General features: G+C 68.7%; 18 protein-coding genes. 3 read left to right on the forward strand and 15 right to left on the reverse strand.

Features of this window, described 5'->3' with window-relative positions; genetic code table 11:
- Nucleotide 1: 1 nt before the first annotated feature.
- From H7K45_RS04250 to H7K45_RS04285, 8 genes are all read right to left on the reverse strand, one after another.
- The gene (locus tag H7K45_RS04250; protein WP_263994530.1) at nt 2-1,720 is read right to left on the reverse strand and encodes a phytoene desaturase family protein; all 1,719 of its coding nucleotides are present in this window, start codon (nt 1,718-1,720) and stop codon (nt 2-4) included.
- Entirely contained in the window at nt 1,713-2,033 is a 321-nt protein-coding gene (locus H7K45_RS04255) for a RedY/HapK family protein (RefSeq protein ID WP_263994531.1), read from the reverse strand. The genes H7K45_RS04250 and H7K45_RS04255 overlap by 8 nt, the downstream gene beginning before the upstream one ends.
- Entirely contained in the window at nt 2,033-3,469 is a 1,437-nt protein-coding gene (locus tag H7K45_RS04260; protein WP_263994532.1) for an aminobutyraldehyde dehydrogenase, read from the reverse strand. The genes H7K45_RS04255 and H7K45_RS04260 overlap by 1 nt, the downstream gene beginning before the upstream one ends.
- A gap of 2 nt (nt 3,470-3,471) precedes the next feature.
- A complete protein-coding gene (locus H7K45_RS04265) occupies nt 3,472-4,047 on the reverse strand; it encodes a TetR/AcrR family transcriptional regulator (RefSeq protein ID WP_263994533.1) in 576 nt (191 codons plus the stop codon).
- Nucleotides 4,048-4,144: 97 nt separating this feature from the next.
- Nucleotides 4,145-5,695 (reverse strand): APC family permease, encoded by a 1,551-nt coding sequence (locus H7K45_RS04270; RefSeq protein ID WP_263994534.1) that lies wholly within the window; start codon nt 5,693-5,695, stop codon nt 4,145-4,147.
- Between the two features lie 69 nt (nt 5,696-5,764).
- Entirely contained in the window at nt 5,765-6,769 is a 1,005-nt protein-coding gene (dmpG, locus tag H7K45_RS04275) for a 4-hydroxy-2-oxovalerate aldolase (RefSeq protein WP_263994535.1), read from the reverse strand.
- Nucleotides 6,766-7,707, reverse strand: coding sequence for an acetaldehyde dehydrogenase (acetylating) (locus H7K45_RS04280; protein WP_263994536.1), 942 nt, complete (start codon nt 7,705-7,707; stop codon nt 6,766-6,768). The genes dmpG and H7K45_RS04280 overlap by 4 nt, the downstream gene beginning before the upstream one ends.
- A gap of 23 nt (nt 7,708-7,730) precedes the next feature.
- Nucleotides 7,731-8,693 carry a hypothetical protein gene (locus H7K45_RS04285; protein WP_263994537.1) on the reverse strand — a complete coding sequence of 321 codons (963 nt, stop codon included), beginning with the start codon at nt 8,691-8,693 and terminating at the stop codon, nt 7,731-7,733.
- 143 nt (nt 8,694-8,836) lie between these two features.
- Between H7K45_RS04285 and H7K45_RS04290 the strand changes: the two genes are divergently transcribed.
- The gene (locus H7K45_RS04290) at nt 8,837-9,610 is read left to right on the forward strand and encodes an IclR family transcriptional regulator (protein WP_263994538.1); all 774 of its coding nucleotides are present in this window, start codon (nt 8,837-8,839) and stop codon (nt 9,608-9,610) included.
- A gap of 10 nt (nt 9,611-9,620) precedes the next feature.
- Here H7K45_RS04290 and H7K45_RS04295 read toward each other — a convergent pair whose 3' ends face one another.
- The 7 genes from H7K45_RS04295 to H7K45_RS04325 all read right to left on the reverse strand — a co-directional run bounded on the left by H7K45_RS04295 (nt 9,621) and on the right by H7K45_RS04325 (nt 17,101).
- Nucleotides 9,621-10,820: an MFS transporter gene (locus tag H7K45_RS04295; RefSeq protein ID WP_263994539.1), complete on the reverse strand. Its 1,200-nt coding sequence runs from the start codon at nt 10,818-10,820 to the stop codon at nt 9,621-9,623.
- 56 nt (nt 10,821-10,876) lie between these two features.
- Nucleotides 10,877-12,505 carry a monocarboxylic acid transporter gene (locus H7K45_RS04300; protein ID WP_263994540.1) on the reverse strand — a complete coding sequence of 543 codons (1,629 nt, stop codon included), beginning with the start codon at nt 12,503-12,505 and terminating at the stop codon, nt 10,877-10,879.
- Nucleotides 12,502-12,843: a DUF485 domain-containing protein gene (locus H7K45_RS04305; protein WP_263994541.1), complete on the reverse strand. Its 342-nt coding sequence runs from the start codon at nt 12,841-12,843 to the stop codon at nt 12,502-12,504. Before H7K45_RS04305 ends, H7K45_RS04300 begins: the two co-directional genes overlap by 4 nt.
- A gap of 143 nt (nt 12,844-12,986) precedes the next feature.
- Nucleotides 12,987-14,753 carry a sodium/solute symporter gene (locus H7K45_RS04310; protein WP_263994542.1) on the reverse strand — a complete coding sequence of 589 codons (1,767 nt, stop codon included), beginning with the start codon at nt 14,751-14,753 and terminating at the stop codon, nt 12,987-12,989.
- Complete coding sequence (locus H7K45_RS04315) at nt 14,750-15,115, reverse strand: hypothetical protein (RefSeq protein WP_263994543.1); 366 nt, start codon at nt 15,113-15,115, stop codon at nt 14,750-14,752. The genes H7K45_RS04310 and H7K45_RS04315 overlap by 4 nt, the downstream gene beginning before the upstream one ends.
- Nucleotides 15,108-15,905 (reverse strand): LytR/AlgR family response regulator transcription factor, encoded by a 798-nt coding sequence (locus tag H7K45_RS04320; RefSeq protein ID WP_263994544.1) that lies wholly within the window; start codon nt 15,903-15,905, stop codon nt 15,108-15,110. Before H7K45_RS04320 ends, H7K45_RS04315 begins: the two co-directional genes overlap by 8 nt.
- The gene (locus tag H7K45_RS04325) at nt 15,902-17,101 is read right to left on the reverse strand and encodes a sensor histidine kinase (RefSeq protein WP_263994545.1); all 1,200 of its coding nucleotides are present in this window, start codon (nt 17,099-17,101) and stop codon (nt 15,902-15,904) included. The genes H7K45_RS04320 and H7K45_RS04325 overlap by 4 nt, the downstream gene beginning before the upstream one ends.
- A 56-nt stretch (nt 17,102-17,157) precedes the next feature.
- Between H7K45_RS04325 and H7K45_RS04330 the strand changes: the two genes are divergently transcribed.
- Complete coding sequence (locus H7K45_RS04330; RefSeq protein WP_263994546.1) at nt 17,158-17,742, forward strand: HhH-GPD-type base excision DNA repair protein; 585 nt, start codon at nt 17,158-17,160, stop codon at nt 17,740-17,742.
- Nucleotides 17,743-17,746: 4 nt separating this feature from the next.
- Entirely contained in the window at nt 17,747-17,896 is a 150-nt protein-coding gene (locus H7K45_RS04335) for a DUF1059 domain-containing protein (RefSeq protein WP_079922554.1), read from the forward strand.
- Nucleotides 17,897-17,907: the final 11 nt, after the last annotated feature.

Genomic DNA, 17,907 nt, shown 5'->3' on the forward strand with positions numbered 1-17,907 from the left:
GTCAGCGCACCCGGGCCGCGTATGCGGTGACCTTGCGCAGCGCCGGTTGGCGCGCCGCCCGGTAGCCCACCCAGCGTCCGGGCCTGGTGGACATCAGACCGCCGACGACGCGTTGCTGCCACGGTGCCTTGGTGCCGCCGACCCGCTTGCCGACGCGGGCCGAGGGGGCCGTGCCTGCCGCGTCGGCGAGGACGACCTGGGCCGCGTTGTGGCCGTTGGCCCCCATCACGCCACCACCGGGGTGGGTGCCCGACCCGCACAGGTAGTAATCGTCGACGGGCGTCCGGTAATTGGCCAGCTCGGGCAACGGCCGCGCTCCGAACAGCTGGTCGAGCATCATGCTGCCGTGGAAGATGTTCCCGTCGGTGATCAGGTACTCGTGGTCGAGGTCGTCGGGGGTGATGACGACGCGATCCAGGATGTGCTCGCGCAGGTTCGGCGCGTAGGTGAACAGATCCTCGAGCACGAGGTCGGCCCACTTCTCCTTCTCGGCCGCCCACGTGGTGCCGGTCAGTTCCGAGGGCAGCTGCTGGATGCCCAGGGTCATGGTGTGCAGTCCGGCGGGGGCGAGCGAATCGTCGGTCACCGACTGCGTGACGGCCTCGATGACGAAGGTGCTCGGGAAGGTCCCGCGGCGCTGCGCCTCGTAGGCTTCCTCGAACGCTTCTCGGCTGGGGCCGAGCAGCTGGTGTCCGTGGTGCTGGGGCCCCTCGGTGGCGTCGGGGAACGGAAGGTACTGCGGCAGTTCGTCGATCAGGAGATGGATCCTCGCCATCGAGCCGCGGGTGTCAATGTTCTCGACGTCACGAACCAGCTTGGCCGGCAGCACTCCCGGCTCGACGAGCGTGAGCAGCGAGCGCTTGGGGTCGGCGTTGGAGATCACTCGGGCGGCGGTGATCACGGTACCGTCGGTGAGCCGTACGCCGGTGGCCTTGCCCCGCTCGACCACCACCACGTCGACCGGCGTGGAGGTGCGGATGGTCGCGCCGTGGTGCCGCGCGGCGGCGGCCAGTGCCTCGCTGATGGCGCCCATTCCGCCTCGGGCGAGGCCGAATTGGCCGAAGTTGCCGTTGAACTCGCCCCAGGAGTGATGCCCGTACGTGTACGCAGTGCCGGGCGTGGATGGTCCGCCGAAGATCGACACCATGCCGAAGAACGTCAGCATGCTCTTGAGTCGCTCGTCGTCGAAGTACCGGTCGAGCAGGTCCCGAACCGACAGCAGGGTGAACTCGTCGAACAGCGTCTGCTCCCCGGCCGCCTCGAACGCGGCGAACACCTCCGAGCGCTGCGGTGGTGGCGACAGCAGGTAGGGAGTGACGAGCCCCGCGAAGCGCTGCAGCCGCACCCCGAAGTCTAGGAAGGCCTGGGCGTCCTTCTTGTTGATCTTCTCCAACTCGCGCAGGGTGCGGTCGGTCTCCTTCCACATCGTGAACGAGGTGCCGTCGCGGAAGAGGCTGAAGGACAGCGCATCTCCCTGGTACAGGTCGAGACCGAAGCGGGCCAGCTCGAGATCGGCGATGATCTCGGGCCGCAGCAGTCCCGCGATGAACGCGCACGACGACCACTTGCTGCCGGGAATCAATTCCTCGGTGACGCAGGCTCCGCCGACCAGGTCGCGGGCCTCCAGGACCAGCACCCGCTGACCGGCCCGGGCCAGATAGTTGGCGGTGACGAGGCCGTTGTGGCCCGCGCCGATGATGATCGAGTCGTACTCAGGCATGTCGAATCTCCTGGGGCAGTGGGGAGTGGCGGGTGAAGACGGTGGTGACGCTGCCGGGTTCGACCAGTTCGTCGAAGCGGGCGACGACGGGTTCGAGTTCGGGTGCGCCGTCGCGCACCGTCTCCCACTCCGCCCACGACGAGACGGTCATGATTTCGACGACGGTGCCGTCGTCCGAGAGGTAGACCTCGAAGCCGAGTACCTCGTCGAACGAGAGGCAGGTGGGCCGGTCGAGTTCGGCGGAGAACCGTTCGAAGTCGGCGACCTCGACACCCGATCGCAGGCGAAAGGTGTTGACCGCGCTGACCGGCATCAGGCGATCTCGCGGTTGATCATGACGTGCTTGACCTCGGTGTACTCCTCGAGGGCGTAGACCGACATGTCCTTGCCGTTGCCGGACTGCTTGAAGCCGCCGTGCGGCATCTCCGGAGTGACCGGCAGGTGGTCGTTGACCCAGACGGTGCCGAACTGCAGGTCGCTCGACGCGGTCATCGCCTTGGAGAGGTCGTTGGTGAACACCGATGCGGCAAGGCCGTATTCGGTGTCGTTGGCCCAGGCGATGACGTCGTCGCCGTCACCGAATCGCGTCACCGACGTGACCGGACCGAACACCTCGTTGGTGACGATCTCGTCGCCCTGACGCGCGCCGACGACGACCGTGGGCGCGGTGTAGAAGCCGGTCCCCGGGTTGTCGCCCTGGATCAGTTCGACGTGCCCGGTGGCCTTGGCCCGCTCGACGAAGCCCTCGACCCGGTCGCGGTGCGCGGCGGTGATGACCGGCCCCATGGACGTGTTCTCGTCGGCGGTGTCGCCCAGATTCAGTCCCTTGACCGCCTTCTCGAGGCCGGCGACGAATTCGTCGTGCACGGAGTCGTGGACGTAGAGCCGGGACGCGGCCATGCAGTCCTGCCCGGAGTTGCAGAACGCGCCGTCGGTGATCTTGGCGACCGCCAGCGCGACGTCGGCGTCGGAGTACACCAGCACCGGTGCCTTGCCGCCCAGTTCGAGGTGCAGCCGCTTGAGGTTCGAGTCGGCCGAGGCGTGCATCAGCGCCCGTCCCGTCGCGACCGATCCGGTCAGAGAGGACATGCGCACCCGGGGATGGGAGACGAGTCGGGCGCCGACGTCCTTGCCGTCGCCGGTCACCACGTTGAACACGCCCGCCGGGAAGAGATCCTCGGCCAGTTCGGCGAGCCGCAGCACCGAATACGGGGTGTGCTCGGAGGGCTTGAGCACCAACGTGTTTCCGGTGAGCAGCGCGGGTGAGATCTTCCAGATCGCCATCAGCAGGGGGTAGTTCCACGGGGCGACCGAACCCACGACACCGAGGGGGTCACGCCGGATGATGCTCGTCTTGCCCCGCACGAACTCGGCCGCGGCGCGGCCCTCCATGGTGCGGGCGCCGCCTGCGAAGAACCGCAGGTGATCGGGGATCATCTCCATCTCCTCGAGCGCGAGACCGATGGGCTTGCCGACGTTGCGGGACTCGATCTCGGCCAGCGTGCGCTGGTCGGCTTCGACCCGGTCGGCCAGGGTGAGGAACGCCCGGGCACGTTCGCCCACCGGCGTCTTCGCCCAGCCGGGGAACGCGGCCTCGGCGGCCGCGACCGCTCGGTCGACGTCGGCCGCGCCGCCGCGGGCGATGTCGGCGAAGGCCTCACCGGTGGTGGGGGCCAACACCTGGTCGACGCCGCCGTCGGCGGCCTCGGTCCAGGTGCCGTCGACGAACATCTTGGTATGGAAGGTCATGCTCACTCCTCGGTGGTGGGTGCGCCGCCGACCGCGATGGTCAGCAGGGCGCGAACTTCGTCTTTGGACATGGGTCGTTGGGCAATGGACGTGTGCACCATCAGGCCCTCGACGACGACGTCGACGAGCCGTGCGGTGGTGCGGTCGAAGTGTTCGGCGAGAGCGTCCTCGGCGCGCTCCATCCAGCGCTGGGTCAGGTGCCGGATCTCGGGTCTGCGCACCGCGTCTCCGTAGAGCTCGTAGGTGACTGCGAGTTCGTTGGGATGGCTTGCGAGGTCGTCGGTGATGGCCGAGGCGATGGCGTCGACGAGATCGTCCCCGTCGACGCAGTACGACAGGCGGGCCTCGAATCGGGTGGCCAACGCGTCGACGTGGGCCTCGAACGCGTGCTGGACGAGGTCGGCCAGCGTGGCGAAGTGGTACGTCACCGAGCCCAGTGGCACGTCGGCGGCGGTGGCGACGGCCCGGTGGGTGATGCCGGCTACTCCGTCACGAGCGAGAACCTCCAGGGCCGAGGCCACGATGCGCTCCTTTCTGTCCGGGTCGTGTCGACGTGCCCGCCGCGGTGCGGATCCCATGCCCACTCCTTCGCTTGAGAACATTTGTACGCATCGTTGCGGACAAATGTACGTAACGTTGGGCGCAGGCGCGCGGCGAATCGTGAAAGTGGTTGAGCTATTGCGCTTCTGGGGCGGGGTCGTCCAGCTCCCGCTCGTTGAGCGCCTGACCGACCAGGGCGTACCTCGCCGGCGCCGCGACCTTGAGGTACAGGCCGTACGCCGCCCCCGCCAGGAACGCGATGAACACCAGCGAGAGCATGACGGCGGCCACCGTGCCCTGCACGCCGAGCAGCACGTCGAGGCTGTCGAGCGTCAGGACGAAGAACCCGCCGAGGCCCACGATCGCGAGAAGGGGTGCGATCACGGTGTTCCACGGCCGCTTGTCCACGTCGGACTTGCGGAAGAAGGTGAAGATCGCGACGCCGGCGACCAACTGCGACAGGATCACCCCGACGGTGCCGATACCGGTCGCCCAGGTGAAGAGCGTGGCGAACGGGTCCTGGCCGAACAGCGCGAACAGCGCGATCACGATGCCGACGGTCACGCTCTGAACGATCGAGGCAACCCAGGGTGTCTGGCGGCTGGGCAGCGTCCACCCCAGCGGCTTCCAGATCAAGCCTTGGCGCCCGAGGGAGAACGTGTACCGCGAGACGTTGTTGTGGAAGGTGACGATGGCCGCGAACGTCGCACTCACGATCAGCATCTGGAAGATCAAGGAGATGTTGTGGCCGATGATGGTGTCACTGGCCACGAAGATGAAGTTGCCGCCCGTCTCGGTGGCGATTCCGACGACCTGGTCGATGCCGAGCGCGTTGATGATCAACCAGCCCGACACGGCGTACAGGATGCCCATGAACGCGATCGACAGGTACGTGGCCCGCGGGATGGTGCGCGCCGGATCGCGCGCCTCCTCGCCGTAGATCGCCGAGCCCTCGAAGCCGATGAAGGAGGCGTGCGCGAACATCAGCGCGACGCCGAGCGCGCCACCCAGCACGACGCTGGGCGAGAACGGCTCGAAGGAGAACTGAGACACGGGGACCGCGTCACCGGACAGGCTGAACGCACTCAGGATGGTGATCATGGTGACCTCCAGCGTCATGAACACGCCGAGGACCTTCGCGCCGGAGTGCACGCCCTGCACACCTAGGCCCAGACACAGCAGCAGGCCGACGAAGGCGTATGTCCACCAGGGAATCTCGACGCCGAGCCGCGGATTGATCAGTTCCGCGGCGTAGTAGCCGAAGCCGCCGTAGAGCCCGGCCTGAATCGCGTTGTAGGCGAAGATCGCGAGGAACGCCGAGCCCAGTCCGGCGATGCGCCCGAGGCCCAAGGTCACGTAGGCGTAGAACGCGCCCGCGTTGGTGACGTGGCGGCTCATCGCCACGTATCCGACGGCGAAGATCATCAACACCACCGCGGCGATGACGAACGCACCGGGCATCCCGACGCCGTTGCCCGAGCCGATGATGATGGGGTACAGCGCGACGACGACGGTCAGCGGCGACGCCGCGGCGATGATGTAGAAGAAGATGCTCGGCACACCGAGGCTGTTCTCCTTCAGGCCGTGGTTGCGCCGCCCGGCAGGTGGCGACGTGTCGGGCGAGGAACCGGTCGGCGGCGTCGAGGCGGGCCGCCGCGGGGGTAGCGAGGAGGTGACGTTCTCCATAGTCGTTCATCTTTCGTGTCTTTGGGCGTGTGTGCTTGAAGCAGGGCGACCGGGCGGCGCGGCGGTCCGTCACCCCCTCGTGCTGAGGGCGAGGTCGAGGAGCAGGTCTTCCTGGCCGCCGACCATCGACCTGCGGCCTGCTTCGACGAGCAGATCGCGGGTGTCGACGCCGACGTCGGCGGCGATGCGCTCGGCATGCAGTAGGAAGCTGGAGTACACCCCGGCGAAGCCCAGCGTCAGCGTCTCGCGGTCGACCCGGACGGGCCGCTGCTGCAACGGTCGGACGACGTCGTCGGCGGCGTCCATGAGCGCGTAGAGATCGCACCCGTGTCGCCAACCCTCGAGTTCGGCGACGGCGACGAAGGCCTCCAGCGGGCAATTGCCCGCGCCTGCACCAAGACCGGTGAGCGAGGCGTCGACGCGATGCGCGCCCTCGGCGACCGCCACCAACGAATTGGCCACTCCCAGCGCCAGATTGTGGTGGGCGTGCACCCCGATCGAGGTTTCCGGTGCGAGGGCCTCGCGGTAGGCGCGCACCCGATCGCGGATGCCCGTCATCGTCAACCGGCCCGCCGAGTCGGTCACGTAGACGCACTCCGCGCCGGCGTCCTCCATGATCTTGGCTTGCGCGGCCAGCCGGTCCGGCGGGGCGAGGTGCGACATCATGAGGAAGCCTGCGACGTCGAGTCCGAGCGAGCGGGCGGTGCCGATGTGCTGGCGGGCGATGTCGGCCTCGGTGCAGTGGGTCGCGATCCGCACCGAGGTGACGCCGAGGTCGGCGGCCGCGCGCAGGTCGTCGACCGTTCCGATGCCGGGGATGAGAAGCGTTGTCAGACGCGCAGTCTGGACCACCTCGGCCGCGGCGGCGATCCAGGCTCCGTCGTCGTGTGCCCCCGCTCCGTACGTCAGGCTGCCGCCGGCCAGACCGTCGCCGTGCGCCACCTCGATCGCCGCGACACCGGCGGCGTCGAGCGCGCCGGCGATCCGTCTCACGTCGTCCAGGCTCAGCGAGTGCCCGACGGCGTGCATGCCGTCGCGCAGCGTGACGTCCTGGACGTAGATTTCGGTGGTCATCGGACCGGCTCGGGGGCGTGGGTGAGCAGGTGTTCGGCGACCCGAACGGCGGCAGCCGTCATGATGTCGAGGTTGCCTGCGTAGGCGGGAAGGTAGTCGGCGGCCCCCTCGACCTCGAGGAACACGGTGACGTGAGTCAGGTCGAGCTGGCCGGCGGCCCCGGCCAGGCGACGGCGTGGATCCTTCGCCGGAACCGGGTCGAGTCGAACCTTCTGCGCCAAACGGTAACCCGGCACGTAGCGACTCACCTCGGCGACCATCGAGGTGACCGCGGAGTCGATCACGGCCTCGTCCGCCGTCGACACCAGTGCGGCGACGGTGTCGCGCATCAGCATTGGCGGCTCGGCCGGGTTGAGGACGATGATCGCCTTGCCCCGGCTGGCCCCGCCGACGATCTCGATGGCGCGCGCCGTCGTGTCGGTGAACTCGTCGATGTTGGCCCGGGTGCCCGGACCTGCCGAGCGCGACGAGATGGACGCGACGATCTCCGCGTAGTGCACGTCGGTCACACTGGCGAGCGCCGCCACGATCGGGATGGTGGCCTGGCCGCCGCACGTCACCATGTTGAGGTTCCGCTGACTCGCCAGGCGTGCCATGTTGACCGCAGGCACGACGAACGGACCGATCGCGGCGGGCGTGAGGTCGACGATCCTTCGGCCGGAATTCAGCAGCGCCGCGTCGTTCACGTGGTGGGCGCCGGCGCTGGTCGCGTCGAACACCACCTCGACGTCGTCGAAGGCGCCGAGTCGCAGCAGGCCGTCGACGCCGTCGGCGGTGACCGCCACGTCCAGCGCGGCGGCACGCGCGAGACCGTCACTGGCCGAGTCGATCCCGGCCATGGCCGCGACGTCGAGCACGCTCGAGCGGCGCAGCTTCATCAACAAGTCAGTGCCGATGTTGCCCGACCCGATGATGGCGGCTCGATGACGTCGAGTCATCACTTCTCCGTTTCGCCGGGGTGTCAGTTTGTGTGGGCGTGGGCAACGGGACGTGGCTTCGGTGACACCGCGACGTCGGGAGCGCTGGTGTGCACCAGCTCGTTGAGGATGGCGGCGTGGCGAACCTTGTGGCGAACGAGGTCGGAGTGGAACTCGGGGCGCACCCAGCCGTTGTACATGACGGCTTCGGACTCACCGGGCTCGATCTTGAAGTAGACCGGCCCCGCGACGCGCGCGATGTCGCCGGCTTCCCACAGCCGGTTCATGCCGCCGAAGGACTCGAAGGTCTCGGCCCAGACGTCGAGCGGAACGTCGACGGAATTGCGGATGGCGGCGAGCATGGGGCGCGACAGGTCGCCGACGGGGTTGACGCTGTCGGCGCCGAGGTCCTGCAGGATGCGAATGGAGGCGGGGTTGGCGTGACCCGCGTAGACCGAGATCTTGAACTTGGCGTCGGCCGGGATGTGGCCGGCGTCGCGAGCCTTGTTCAGGATGTCGAGAACGCCCTCGTCCCAGACCAATACGCCGCGGATGCCGGTGGAGAAGATGCGAAGGTAGTCGTCGAGCAGGTACCGGATGTTGTCGAGGCCGCGGACGCGTCGCCCACCGGCCTGACCCTCCGTGCTCAGCGCCTGGCGGCCGAGGTCCCACCCCGTGCGCGGTCCGGGAACGGCGATCAACTCGATGCCGCGCTCGGCCGCCAGTGCGGCGACGTCGGACAGTTCCCCGGTCCTGAGCAACGTCGTGCCGCCGCCGAAGGCGATGACGCGGTGGATGAAGACGCCCTGCTCGTCGGCCTCGTCCAGCATGGCCTCCAAGGTCGAAAGTCGTTCGACGCCAGAGATTTCCAAGCGGTACTTGCCGCCGTCGTCGAATGCCTTCGTCGAGGGCGTGAGGGCGTAGTCGTCGGCCGTCATGAGGTCTTGCGCGGCCAGGATGCTGGCCCCGTCGACCTTGGACACACGGCTGTCGGCTGCGGTGGGCATCGCTTCTCCTTCGGCGGCCGGATGGCGCATCATCCGGAATTTCACTGAGTGATATAGAACTGCGCTGAATGAAAATCTAGGAGTAGCGACCGCTGCTGTCAACAGGAACGGGAGAATCACTGGGTACTGGTAACCTTCACTGAGTGAAAACAGCTGCGACATCGGACAAGTCCTCCAGCCTGATCGGCGTCGAACGGACGGCCAGAATCCTGACCGCCGTGGCGGATTCCGAGGTTGGCAATCTGACCGAAATCGCAAGGCGCACAGAGCTAAACGAGGCGACGGTGTTGCGCTACCTCAACAGCCTGTCCTCGCTGGGTTACGTCGAACGCTTCAACGCCAACCAGTACCGACTGGGGTGGGAGATCTTCCGACTTGGACAGCGAGCCTTCTCCAACCAGGTTCCCTCCGACGCGGTGATCCCGACCATGGAGCGGCTGGTGAACGAGTTCAACGAGACGGTGAACTTCGCCGTGCACAAGGACCGCAGCGTCGTCATCCTCGAAGTCGTCGAGGGCAGGCGCGCGGTGAAGAAGGTCAGTGACGTCGGGCAGACCGATCCGTGGCACGCCTCCGCATTGGGCAAGGCCCTCCTGGCGACCATGCCCGACAGCGTCTGGCATGACGTCGTCGCCTCGGCGGGGCTCCCCGAGCTGACCGCGCACACCATCACGTCGATGAAGAAGATGGCAGGTGAGATCGCCGACATCCGCGCGAAGGGCTTCGCGGTCGACCGGGAGGAGGCCGCCGAGGAGCTCACCTGCGTGGCGGCCGCCGTGCCCACTCCCAACGGTGCGCCGTCGCGCTACGCGCTGAGCATCAGCTTCCTGACCCACCGGCTGACGGCCGAGAGCCTGGCGCACGCGGGGACCCAGGTGGTCGCGGGCGCCCGGGAGATCGCGGCCAAACTGCCGTGACGGACCGCCGTCACCGAGTGGCGGCGCTCCGACGTTCCTGCAGCACGATCGCGACGAGGCACACGGCGGCGAGTGCCGCGGTCGCGAGGGCGAAACCGACCCCGGCGGTGCGCAGCCCCAGGTGCTGAGAGGCAAAGCCCTCGGCGATCACCGGCACCGAGATGGCCACGTAGGCCACCACGAAGTAGGTGGAGCTCACCTCCGCGCGGCGGTCGGCGGGTGCCAGTTCGGCGACGGCGGCAAGGCCGCGGCTGAAGCTGATGCCCTGCCCGATGCCCGCCACGACGCCCGCGACGACCAGCAGCGGCAGCGACGGCAGATGCAGCGCGACGGCCAGAATCACCATCCCGACGACCAGGATCGCGCAGCCGATCGCGACGGCTCGTCGCGGTGGGATGCGCCGCGCCGCGAACTGGACGACCGCCGAGGCGACGAAGATGGAGCTCGCCACCAGACCGGCGACGGCGTGGTTCTCGATGCCGACGACCGACTTGACGAACGTCGGCACCACCGCCATGAACAGGCCCGTGACGGAGAAGCCGGCGAACGCGGCGGTCGCCGCGGTCAGGAAGACCGGCCGCATCTCGGCGGGCACCGAGAGTCGCTGCAGGCCAAGCGTTCCGGTGCGCGACGACGTCTCAGGGGCGGCCACGATCGCGGCGACGGCCAGGACCACCAGGACGATGTGCACGCCGAACGACAGCTGCAACGGGTCGGGTGCGTACTGCACGAGCACACCGGCCAACAGGGGTCCGGCGCCAAGGCCGCCGATGTTGGCGACCGTGGCGATGGTCGTCGCCTGGTCGCGCCGTTCGGGCGGCGAGGTCTCGACGATCGCCGCCGTCGCGGTACCGGTGAAGACGCCGGCCGACAGTCCCGAGAGCACCCGGCCCAGGAGCAGCAGGGGCACGTCGTCGGCGAACAGGAACACCACCCCGCTGGCCAGGGCGAACCCCGCGCCGGCCAGCAGTACCGGGCGTCGACCCAGCGCATCGGACCACCGGCCGAACACCAACAGCGCGGCGAGCACACCCACCGCATAGGTGGAGAAGACGACCGTGGTGGTGAGCACCTGAAAGTGCATGCGGTTGGAGTACAGCGCATACATCGGCGTCGGCAGGGTGGTACCGACCATGATCGCCGCAAACGCGTACGCCAGCAGAGCGAAGCCGAACCGCTGGCGCACGCGCGTGGGCTCTTGCTCGGTCACTTGGCTGATCGTAGGCACCTGCCGGTCAACGCGCCCGGCACGCTCAGCCTTCCCGACTAGTGCGAGATGGCCTTCTCCGCACCGACGCCGGTGAGCGAGCGGACCTCCATCTCGGCGTCGAGCACCGGATCGCCGGGCACCTTCGACGTCACGGTTCCGACGACGCCGAGCAGGAACGCCAGCGGGATCGACACGATTCCGGGGTTGGCGAGCGGGAACCAGGCGAAGTCGGCGCTCGGGATCATCGCCGTCTTGGCCCCGGACACCGCGGGGGAGAACACGATCAGTACGAGCGTGGAGATCAGCCCGCCGTACATGCTCCACAGCGCGCCCCGGGTGTTGAACCGCTTCCAGTACAGCGAGTAGACGATGGTCGGCAGGTTGGCCGCCGCGGCGATCGCGAAGGCGAGCGCCACCAGGAACGCCACGTTCTGGCCGTTGGCCAGGATGCCCAGCGCGATGGCGAAGATGCCGAGGACCACCGCGGTGATGCGCGAGACCTTGACCTGCTCGCGCTCGCCGACCTGACCCTTCTTGATCACGCTGGCGTAGATGTCGTGGGCGAACGACGCCGAGGCGGTGATGGTGAGGCCGGCGACGACGGCCAGAATCGTCGCGAACGCGACCGCCGAGATGACGCCGAGCAGCACCACGCCGCCGAGCTCGAAGGCCAGCAGGGGAGCGGCGGAGTTGACGCCGCCGGCCGCCGCCAGGATCCGGTCCGGTCCGACGAGGGCCGCCGCGCCGTACCCGAGGACCAGGGTGAAGAGGTAGAAGCCGCCGATGAGCGCGATGGCCCACACCACCGAGCGACGGGCCTCCTTGGCCGTGGGCACGGTGTAGAACCGCATCAGCACGTGCGGCAGACCGGCGGTGCCCAGCACCAGCGCGAGGCCGAGCGACAACAGGTTGATCTTCGAGGTCGTGCTGGCCCCGTACTGCGCGCCTGGGGCGAGCACGTCGCGCGCGGCGACGGCCTTGTCGGCCGACCCCGAGACGGCGGTCTGCGCGACGCCGAGGATCTCGGAGAAGTTCAGGCCGAACTTCGCGAGCACCATGACGGTCATCAGTCCGGCGCCGGCGATCAGCAGCACGGCCTTGATGATCTGCACCCAGGTGGTGCCCTTCATGCCGCCGACGAGGACGTAGACGATCATCAGGACGCCGACGACCGCGATGACGATCGACTGGCCGCTCTTGCTCTTGACGTCGAGCAGCAGAGCGACCAACCCACCGGCGCCTGCCATCTGTGCCAGGAGGTAGAACAGCGACACGGTCAGGGTCGAGGTGGCCGCAGCCATCCGGACCGGGCGTTGCTTCAAGCGGAAGCTCAGCACGTCGGCCATCGTGAATCTGCCGGTGTTGCGCAGTAATTCGGCGACCAGAAGCAATGCCACCAACCACGCGACGAGGAAGCCGATCGAATACAGGAAACCGTCGTACCCGTATACGGCGATGGCGCCGGCGATACCGAGGAAGCTGGCCGCCGACAGGTAGTCACCGGCGATGGCGATGCCGTTCTGGGGTCCGCTGAAACCGCGGCCACCAGTGAAGAATTCGTCGGCGGTGGCGTTCTTCTTGCTGGCACGGATCACCACGATCATGGTGATGACGACGAACAGCGCGAAGATGCCGATGTTGGCGACCGGGTTGCCGACCGTCGCGCTTGCCGCGAGGTAGTTCATCGCTGCGTGCCCTCCATCTCGGCCCGAATGGCAGCGGCCCGCGGGTCGAGCTCGCGGTTGGCGAACCGCACGTACAGACCGGTGATGACGAAGGTGCTGACGAACTGCCCGAGGCCGATCAACAGACCCACGTTGACGTTGCCGAACACGCGGATGGCCATGAAGTCGTGGGCGAACGCCCCGAGCAACACGTAGGTGGCGTACCAGACGAGGAAGAACGCCGTCATCGGGAACACGAACCGGCGCAGCCGGCTTCGCAACTCTTGAAATTCGGGGCTGGACTGCATGTCCACGAACTGTTGGGCCGTGTTGGCCGTCGGCCTATCGGTGGTCGCCACCGCGGTGCTCCTGACGCTGGAAGTGAGATCGGCCTCGAGCCTATTGAGACTCACGTCACACGTTCAGCAGATTCGCAGGATCGGACGACGAAGCAGGGACGACCTGCGGCGAGCGGTTGGCCCATGGCGACGAACGGTCCACCTCACTCGCGGGGCAGCCGTTCCACTCCCATCCCGAGGCGTTCCGGCACGTGCATGCGCGCGAAGATCCTGGCGACGTCGGGCGGCCTCGACCCAGCGGTCAGCAGGCTGACGGCGACCATGGTCAGGAACGCCAGCGGAACGGTCACCGCTGCGGGGTAGCCGACGACCACCGCGGGCCAGCCGCCGAGCAACCGGTCGTCGACGCCTCCCACGACGGCGAGCGTCGTCGCCGCACCCGAGACGACCCCGCCGACGACGAGACCGCACGCCGCGCCGACGCTGGTGAGCCCACGCCACCAAATACCAAGCACCAGCAGCGGACACAGCGTCGACGCGGCGACGGCGAAGACCAGTCCGACGCTGCGCGAGAGTTCCAGCGACGATGCGAGCAGGGCCAACGGGATGGGCACCATGCCGCCGACGGCCGCTGCGACCCGGAAGTCACGCACGCGCCCGCGCAGCACGTCGGTCGACAGCGCCCCGGCGATGCTGACCAGCAGGCCCGACGACGTGGCGAGGAAGGCGGCGATGGCGCCGGCGGCCACCAGGGCTGCCAAGACCGGGGCGAGCGAAGCGACGGGGGATGACGCCGCGCCCACGCCGCCGCCGATCGCGACGCTCGGCAGCAGCAGCACGGCCGCGTCCGCGGTGCCCGTGATGAGCAGTTGCGGAACGAACTGCCTGGCGAACACGCCGAGCAGGACGGGGAACAGATAGAACAGCGACAGCAGGGCGATCACCGCCAGGGCCGTCCGCCGGGCCGCCGTGCCGTCGGGGTTGGTGTAGAAGCGCACCAGCACGTGGGGCAGGCCCATGGTGCCGAGGAACGTGGCAACGATGATCGAGATGACTTGGTAGAGGGGATGACTGCCACCCAGCCCACGGCCCGAGGACAGCCAGTCGTCCCCGGAGCTGGGAGCCCCCGCGACCACCGGCGTCGCCGCACCCGCGGCGAGCGTCAGGGTGGTGCCTCGGCTCAGCGTGTATCGGCCGGCGGTCGGGAGCTGCGCTCCGTCGACCCGTGCACCGTCGACGTCACCGGTCACGGTCACGCCCGCGGGTTCGGCGACCTGGACGACGACGTCGGTCTCGACGGTGACCGTGGTCTGCTGCTGCACGGCCGGTGGCATCGGGCCCGACAACGTCGCGGAGTCGCCGATGAACAACGCCAGCAGGGCCAGCGCGGGAACGGCGATCGCGGTGAGTTTCAGCCAGTACTGGAAGGCCTGGACGAACGTGATGGACCGCATGCCGCCGCCGACGACGTTGACGATCACGATGGCGCCGACGGCGACCGGTCCCAGCCAGACGGGAAGTCCCAGAAGGGTCTTCAGTGCCAGGCCGGCACCCTGATACTGGGGGACGAGATAGAAGACGCAGATGACGACGACCACCAGCATCGCCACCTTGCGCAGCCGGGCCGACCCCAGCCGGAACTCGGCGAAGTCCGGCACGGTGTAGGCCCCGGAGCGTCGCAGCGGTGCGGCGACGAAGAGGAGCAGCCCCAGATAGCCCGCGGTGAAGCCGACCGGGTACCACAGCGCGTCGGCTCCGTACTTCGCGATCAGCCCCGCCACCCCGAGAAACGATGCCGCCGAGAGATATTCACCCGAGATCGCGGCGGCATTCCAGTGCGGGCCGATGCTGCGCGACGCCACCAGGAAGTCCGACGTGGTCCGCGACAGCCGGGTGCCGTAGACGCCGATGCCGACGGTGGCCATGGCCGCGGCGAGCAACGCGGCCGCGGTGAGCGGGGCACCCGTCATCGGTCGCCGTCGACGACCCGGACGAAGTCGCGCTCACCCTGCTCGGCCAGGCGGACGTAGAGACGGCCCGCCCCGTAGAGCACCGGGTAGACCAGGGCCGCGAGGATCAGCCAATTCAGTCGGATGCCGGCGACGGTGACGTCGTCGATCTGAGGAAACAGCCCAAGCGCCAGGGGAATCAGTGCGACCGCGCAGACGGTGACGGCGGCCAGGCGCAGGGCCAACCCCAGTTGCGCGCGCATCAGGCCGCGGACCAGCGCGTCGCCGACCTCGGTTTGCTCCTGCACCTCCACCCGCGTGCGGATCACCCGGGCGCCCCGGCGCTTGGCCAGCACCACCCGTTCGCGCTGCGGTCTAGTCATCGTCGGCCGATTCCCCGGTCGCCGAAGGCCGGAGCTGTCGCATCGGTTCGCGGACCACCCGGTCGCGCAGTTCGCGGGCCTGTCGACGGCTCACCGGCAGTTCGATCGCCGGTGACGCACCGTTGGCTCGCAACCGCACCAGCACGGCGCCGTCGGTCGTCCGCAACCCCGTGACCATCCGCAGCGCCACCAGATACGAACGGTGGATCCGTTGGAATCCCCGCTCGCGCCAACGAGATTCGAGCGTGCTCAACGGGATGCGCACCAGGTGCGCCCCGGACTCGGAGTGCAGCCGCGCATAGTCGCCCTCGGCCTCCACCCAGCCGATGGTGTCGCGCGGGATCAGGTGGGTGATGCCGCCGAGCTCGGCGGGCAGGACGTCGTGGTCGTCGGCGGGGTCGTCGCCGTCGCGGCCCTGCTCGACGGGTGCGGCCAGCACCCGGCGAACCGCCTCGTCGAGCCGGCTCTGACGGATGGGCTTGAGGAGGTAGTCCACGGCACCGACGTCGAACGCCTCGACGGCCTTGTCGTCGTGTGCGGTCACGAACACCACCGCGGGACGGTAGGAGTAGTTGGCGAGCACCCCCGCCAGTTCGAGCCCGCTGAGGCCGGGCATGTTGACGTCGAGGAACACGGCGTCGATGGGCCGCCGGTTCAGCTCCCGCAGCGCCGAGGTCGCATCTCCGGCCCGCAGCACCTGGCCGATGTCGGGGTGCTGGTCGAGGAGGTACGCCAACTCGTCGAGGGCGGGTGCCTCGTCGTCGACCGCCAGCACCACCAGTGACTTCATCCGAATGCACCTCCGCCGGCCCGTACGCCCGACCTGAACTTCGGGACCCGCATGAGGACCTTGGTGCCCGCGCCAACGGCCGTCTCGACCACCAGACCGTAGTCGTTGCCGAACGCCGCGCGCAGGCGATGGTCGACATTGGTCAGCCCCACGTGCGCGGAGTGACCACCGCCGTCCGACGTCCCGTCGGCGAGCGCGTCGGCCGGGCCGGCCCGCAGGGCCTCGGGATCCATGCCGACGCCGTCGTCCTCGACGGTGATGACGCAGTCCGTCCCGTCGTCGCGCGCGACGATCTCGACGGTGCCACCACCACGGTCGGCCAGGCCGTGCCGGACGGCGTTCTCCACCAACGGTTGCAGTGCCAGGAACGGGACGACGACCGCGAGCATCTCGGGCGCGACCTGGAGCCGGACGGTCAGCGACTCGCCGAAGCGTGCCCGCTCCAGCGTCAGATAGCGGTCGATGTTGCGCAGTTCGTCGGACAGCGTCGTGAACTGGCCGGCCGCGCGAAACGAGTACCTGGTGAAGTCGGCGAATTCGAGGACCAGCTCGCGGGCACGGTCGGGGTCGGTGCGGACGAACGACGCGATCGTGTTGAGCGCGTTGTAGATGAAGTGCGGGCTGATCTGGGCGCGCAAGGCGAGCACCTCGGCTCGGTCGAGGCGGGCGCGTGACGCGTCGAGGTCGGCGAGCTCCAGCTGGCTGGCGGCGTACCCGGCGACTTCGCCGATGGCGCCGACCATGCCGGGGCCCGGTTCCCGCGAGGTGATCGCGACCAGGACGCCGAGGGCGTCACCGTCGCCGGTCAGCAGCGGTTGACCGACCATGGCGCCAGCGCGGTGGCCGGACATGACGCGGCGTCGGCCGGTCAGGGCTTCGGCGGCGACGGTGCCTGCCGCGTCGAGGGCGTCGGCGAACTCGGAGGGGTCGTGGGCCAGGTGCTCGCCGTCCGCGTCGTAGACGACGACGGCGTCCGCGCCGGTGAGCTGGCGCAGGAACGGCGCGGCACGGCGCGCGGAGTCCTCGTCGAGCCCGGGCCGCAGCGCGTGGGCGGCCAGCGAGGCGGTGTGCAGCGCGGCGTGGGTGGCGCGCTCGGTGGGGGTGGCCACGACGCGGCGGGTGCGGACCGCGACGACGGCCGCGGCGATCGCCAGGAGCAACGCTGCCGCCAAGGCGATCGCGATCTCGGCAGGCATGTCACCTCGCCCGGTCGGAGGGTCTGCGGGAGTGCACGTCACCTTAGACTGAGGCGATGGCAAAGCTGCAGCTAGTGCAAGATCCCGCGGCCGACGAACTGCTCGAGTCCAATCCCCTTGCGCTGCTGGTCGGGATGATGCTGGATCAGCAGATTCCGATGGAGGTCGCGTTCGCCGGCCCGCAGAAGCTGGCCGAACGCATCGGCGGTCTGGACGCCCGCACGATCGCCGACTACGACCCGGACGCCTTCGTCGCCCTCTTCTCCGAAAAGCCTGCGGTGCACCGATTCCCGGGGTCGATGGCCAAGCGCCTGCAGACGCTGGCCCAGGCGATCGTCGACGACTACGACGGTGACGTCGTCGCGCTGTGGACTGCGGGCGATCCCGACGGCCCCGAAGTCTTGCGCCGACTCAAGGCCCTGCCCGGCTTCGGCGACCAGAAGGCCAGGATCTTCCTCGCGCTGCTGGGCAAGCAGTACGGCGTCACCCCCGAGGGATGGCGCGCGGCAGCGGGCGACTACGGCACGGCCGGCACCTACATGTCGGTTGCCGACGTGGTCGACCAGGGCTCGCTGGAGAAGGTGCGCTCGTACAAGAAGGCCGCCAAGGCGGCGGCGAAGTCCGGGGCTGTGGGATCGTAGCGACATGGCGAAAACACACTTGAGCTGTCCCTGCGGTGAGGCCATTGTCGGCACCGACGAGGACGACCTCGTCGAGAAGGCTCAGTCGCATCTCTCCGAGGCCCACCCCGGCCGCGAGTACGACCGCGAGATGATCCTCTTCATGGCCTACTGAGGGCCCTCACA

The organism is Mycobacterium yunnanensis (assembly GCF_025823185.1).
GTDB classification, from domain to species: domain Bacteria; phylum Actinomycetota; class Actinomycetes; order Mycobacteriales; family Mycobacteriaceae; genus Mycobacterium; species Mycobacterium yunnanensis.

Bases quoted from the DNA above. Each gene is read 5' to 3' on its own strand.
- H7K45_RS04320 (WP_263994544.1), bottom strand. From the start codon at position 15,905: ATGAAGTCACTGGTGGTGCTGGCGGTCGACGACGAGGCACCCGCCCTC.
- H7K45_RS04260 (WP_263994532.1), bottom strand. From the start codon at position 3,469: ATGACCTTCCATACCAAGATGTTCGTCGACGGCACCTGGACCGAGGCC.
- H7K45_RS04335 (WP_079922554.1), top strand. From the start codon at position 17,747: ATGGCGAAAACACACTTGAGCTGTCCCTGCGGTGAGGCCATTGTCGGC.
- H7K45_RS04300 (WP_263994540.1), bottom strand. From the start codon at position 12,505: ATGAACTACCTCGCGGCAAGCGCGACGGTCGGCAACCCGGTCGCCAAC.
- H7K45_RS04285 (WP_263994537.1), bottom strand. From the start codon at position 8,693: ATGCCCACCGCAGCCGACAGCCGTGTGTCCAAGGTCGACGGGGCCAGC.
- H7K45_RS04280 (WP_263994536.1), bottom strand. From the start codon at position 7,707: ATGACTCGACGTCATCGAGCCGCCATCATCGGGTCGGGCAACATCGGC.
- H7K45_RS04255 (WP_263994531.1), bottom strand. From the start codon at position 2,033: ATGCCGGTCAGCGCGGTCAACACCTTTCGCCTGCGATCGGGTGTCGAG.
- H7K45_RS04315 (WP_263994543.1), bottom strand. From the start codon at position 15,115: ATGACTAGACCGCAGCGCGAACGGGTGGTGCTGGCCAAGCGCCGGGGC.
- H7K45_RS04265 (WP_263994533.1), bottom strand. From the start codon at position 4,047: ATGGGATCCGCACCGCGGCGGGCACGTCGACACGACCCGGACAGAAAG.
- H7K45_RS04310 (WP_263994542.1), bottom strand. From the start codon at position 14,753: ATGACGGGTGCCCCGCTCACCGCGGCCGCGTTGCTCGCCGCGGCCATG.
- H7K45_RS04250 (WP_263994530.1), bottom strand. From the start codon at position 1,720: ATGCCTGAGTACGACTCGATCATCATCGGCGCGGGCCACAACGGCCTC.
- H7K45_RS04270 (WP_263994534.1), bottom strand. From the start codon at position 5,695: ATGGAGAACGTCACCTCCTCGCTACCCCCGCGGCGGCCCGCCTCGACG.
- dmpG (WP_263994535.1), bottom strand. From the start codon at position 6,769: ATGACCACCGAAATCTACGTCCAGGACGTCACGCTGCGCGACGGCATG.
- H7K45_RS04330 (WP_263994546.1), top strand. From the start codon at position 17,158: ATGGCAAAGCTGCAGCTAGTGCAAGATCCCGCGGCCGACGAACTGCTC.
- H7K45_RS04325 (WP_263994545.1), bottom strand. From the start codon at position 17,101: ATGCCTGCCGAGATCGCGATCGCCTTGGCGGCAGCGTTGCTCCTGGCG.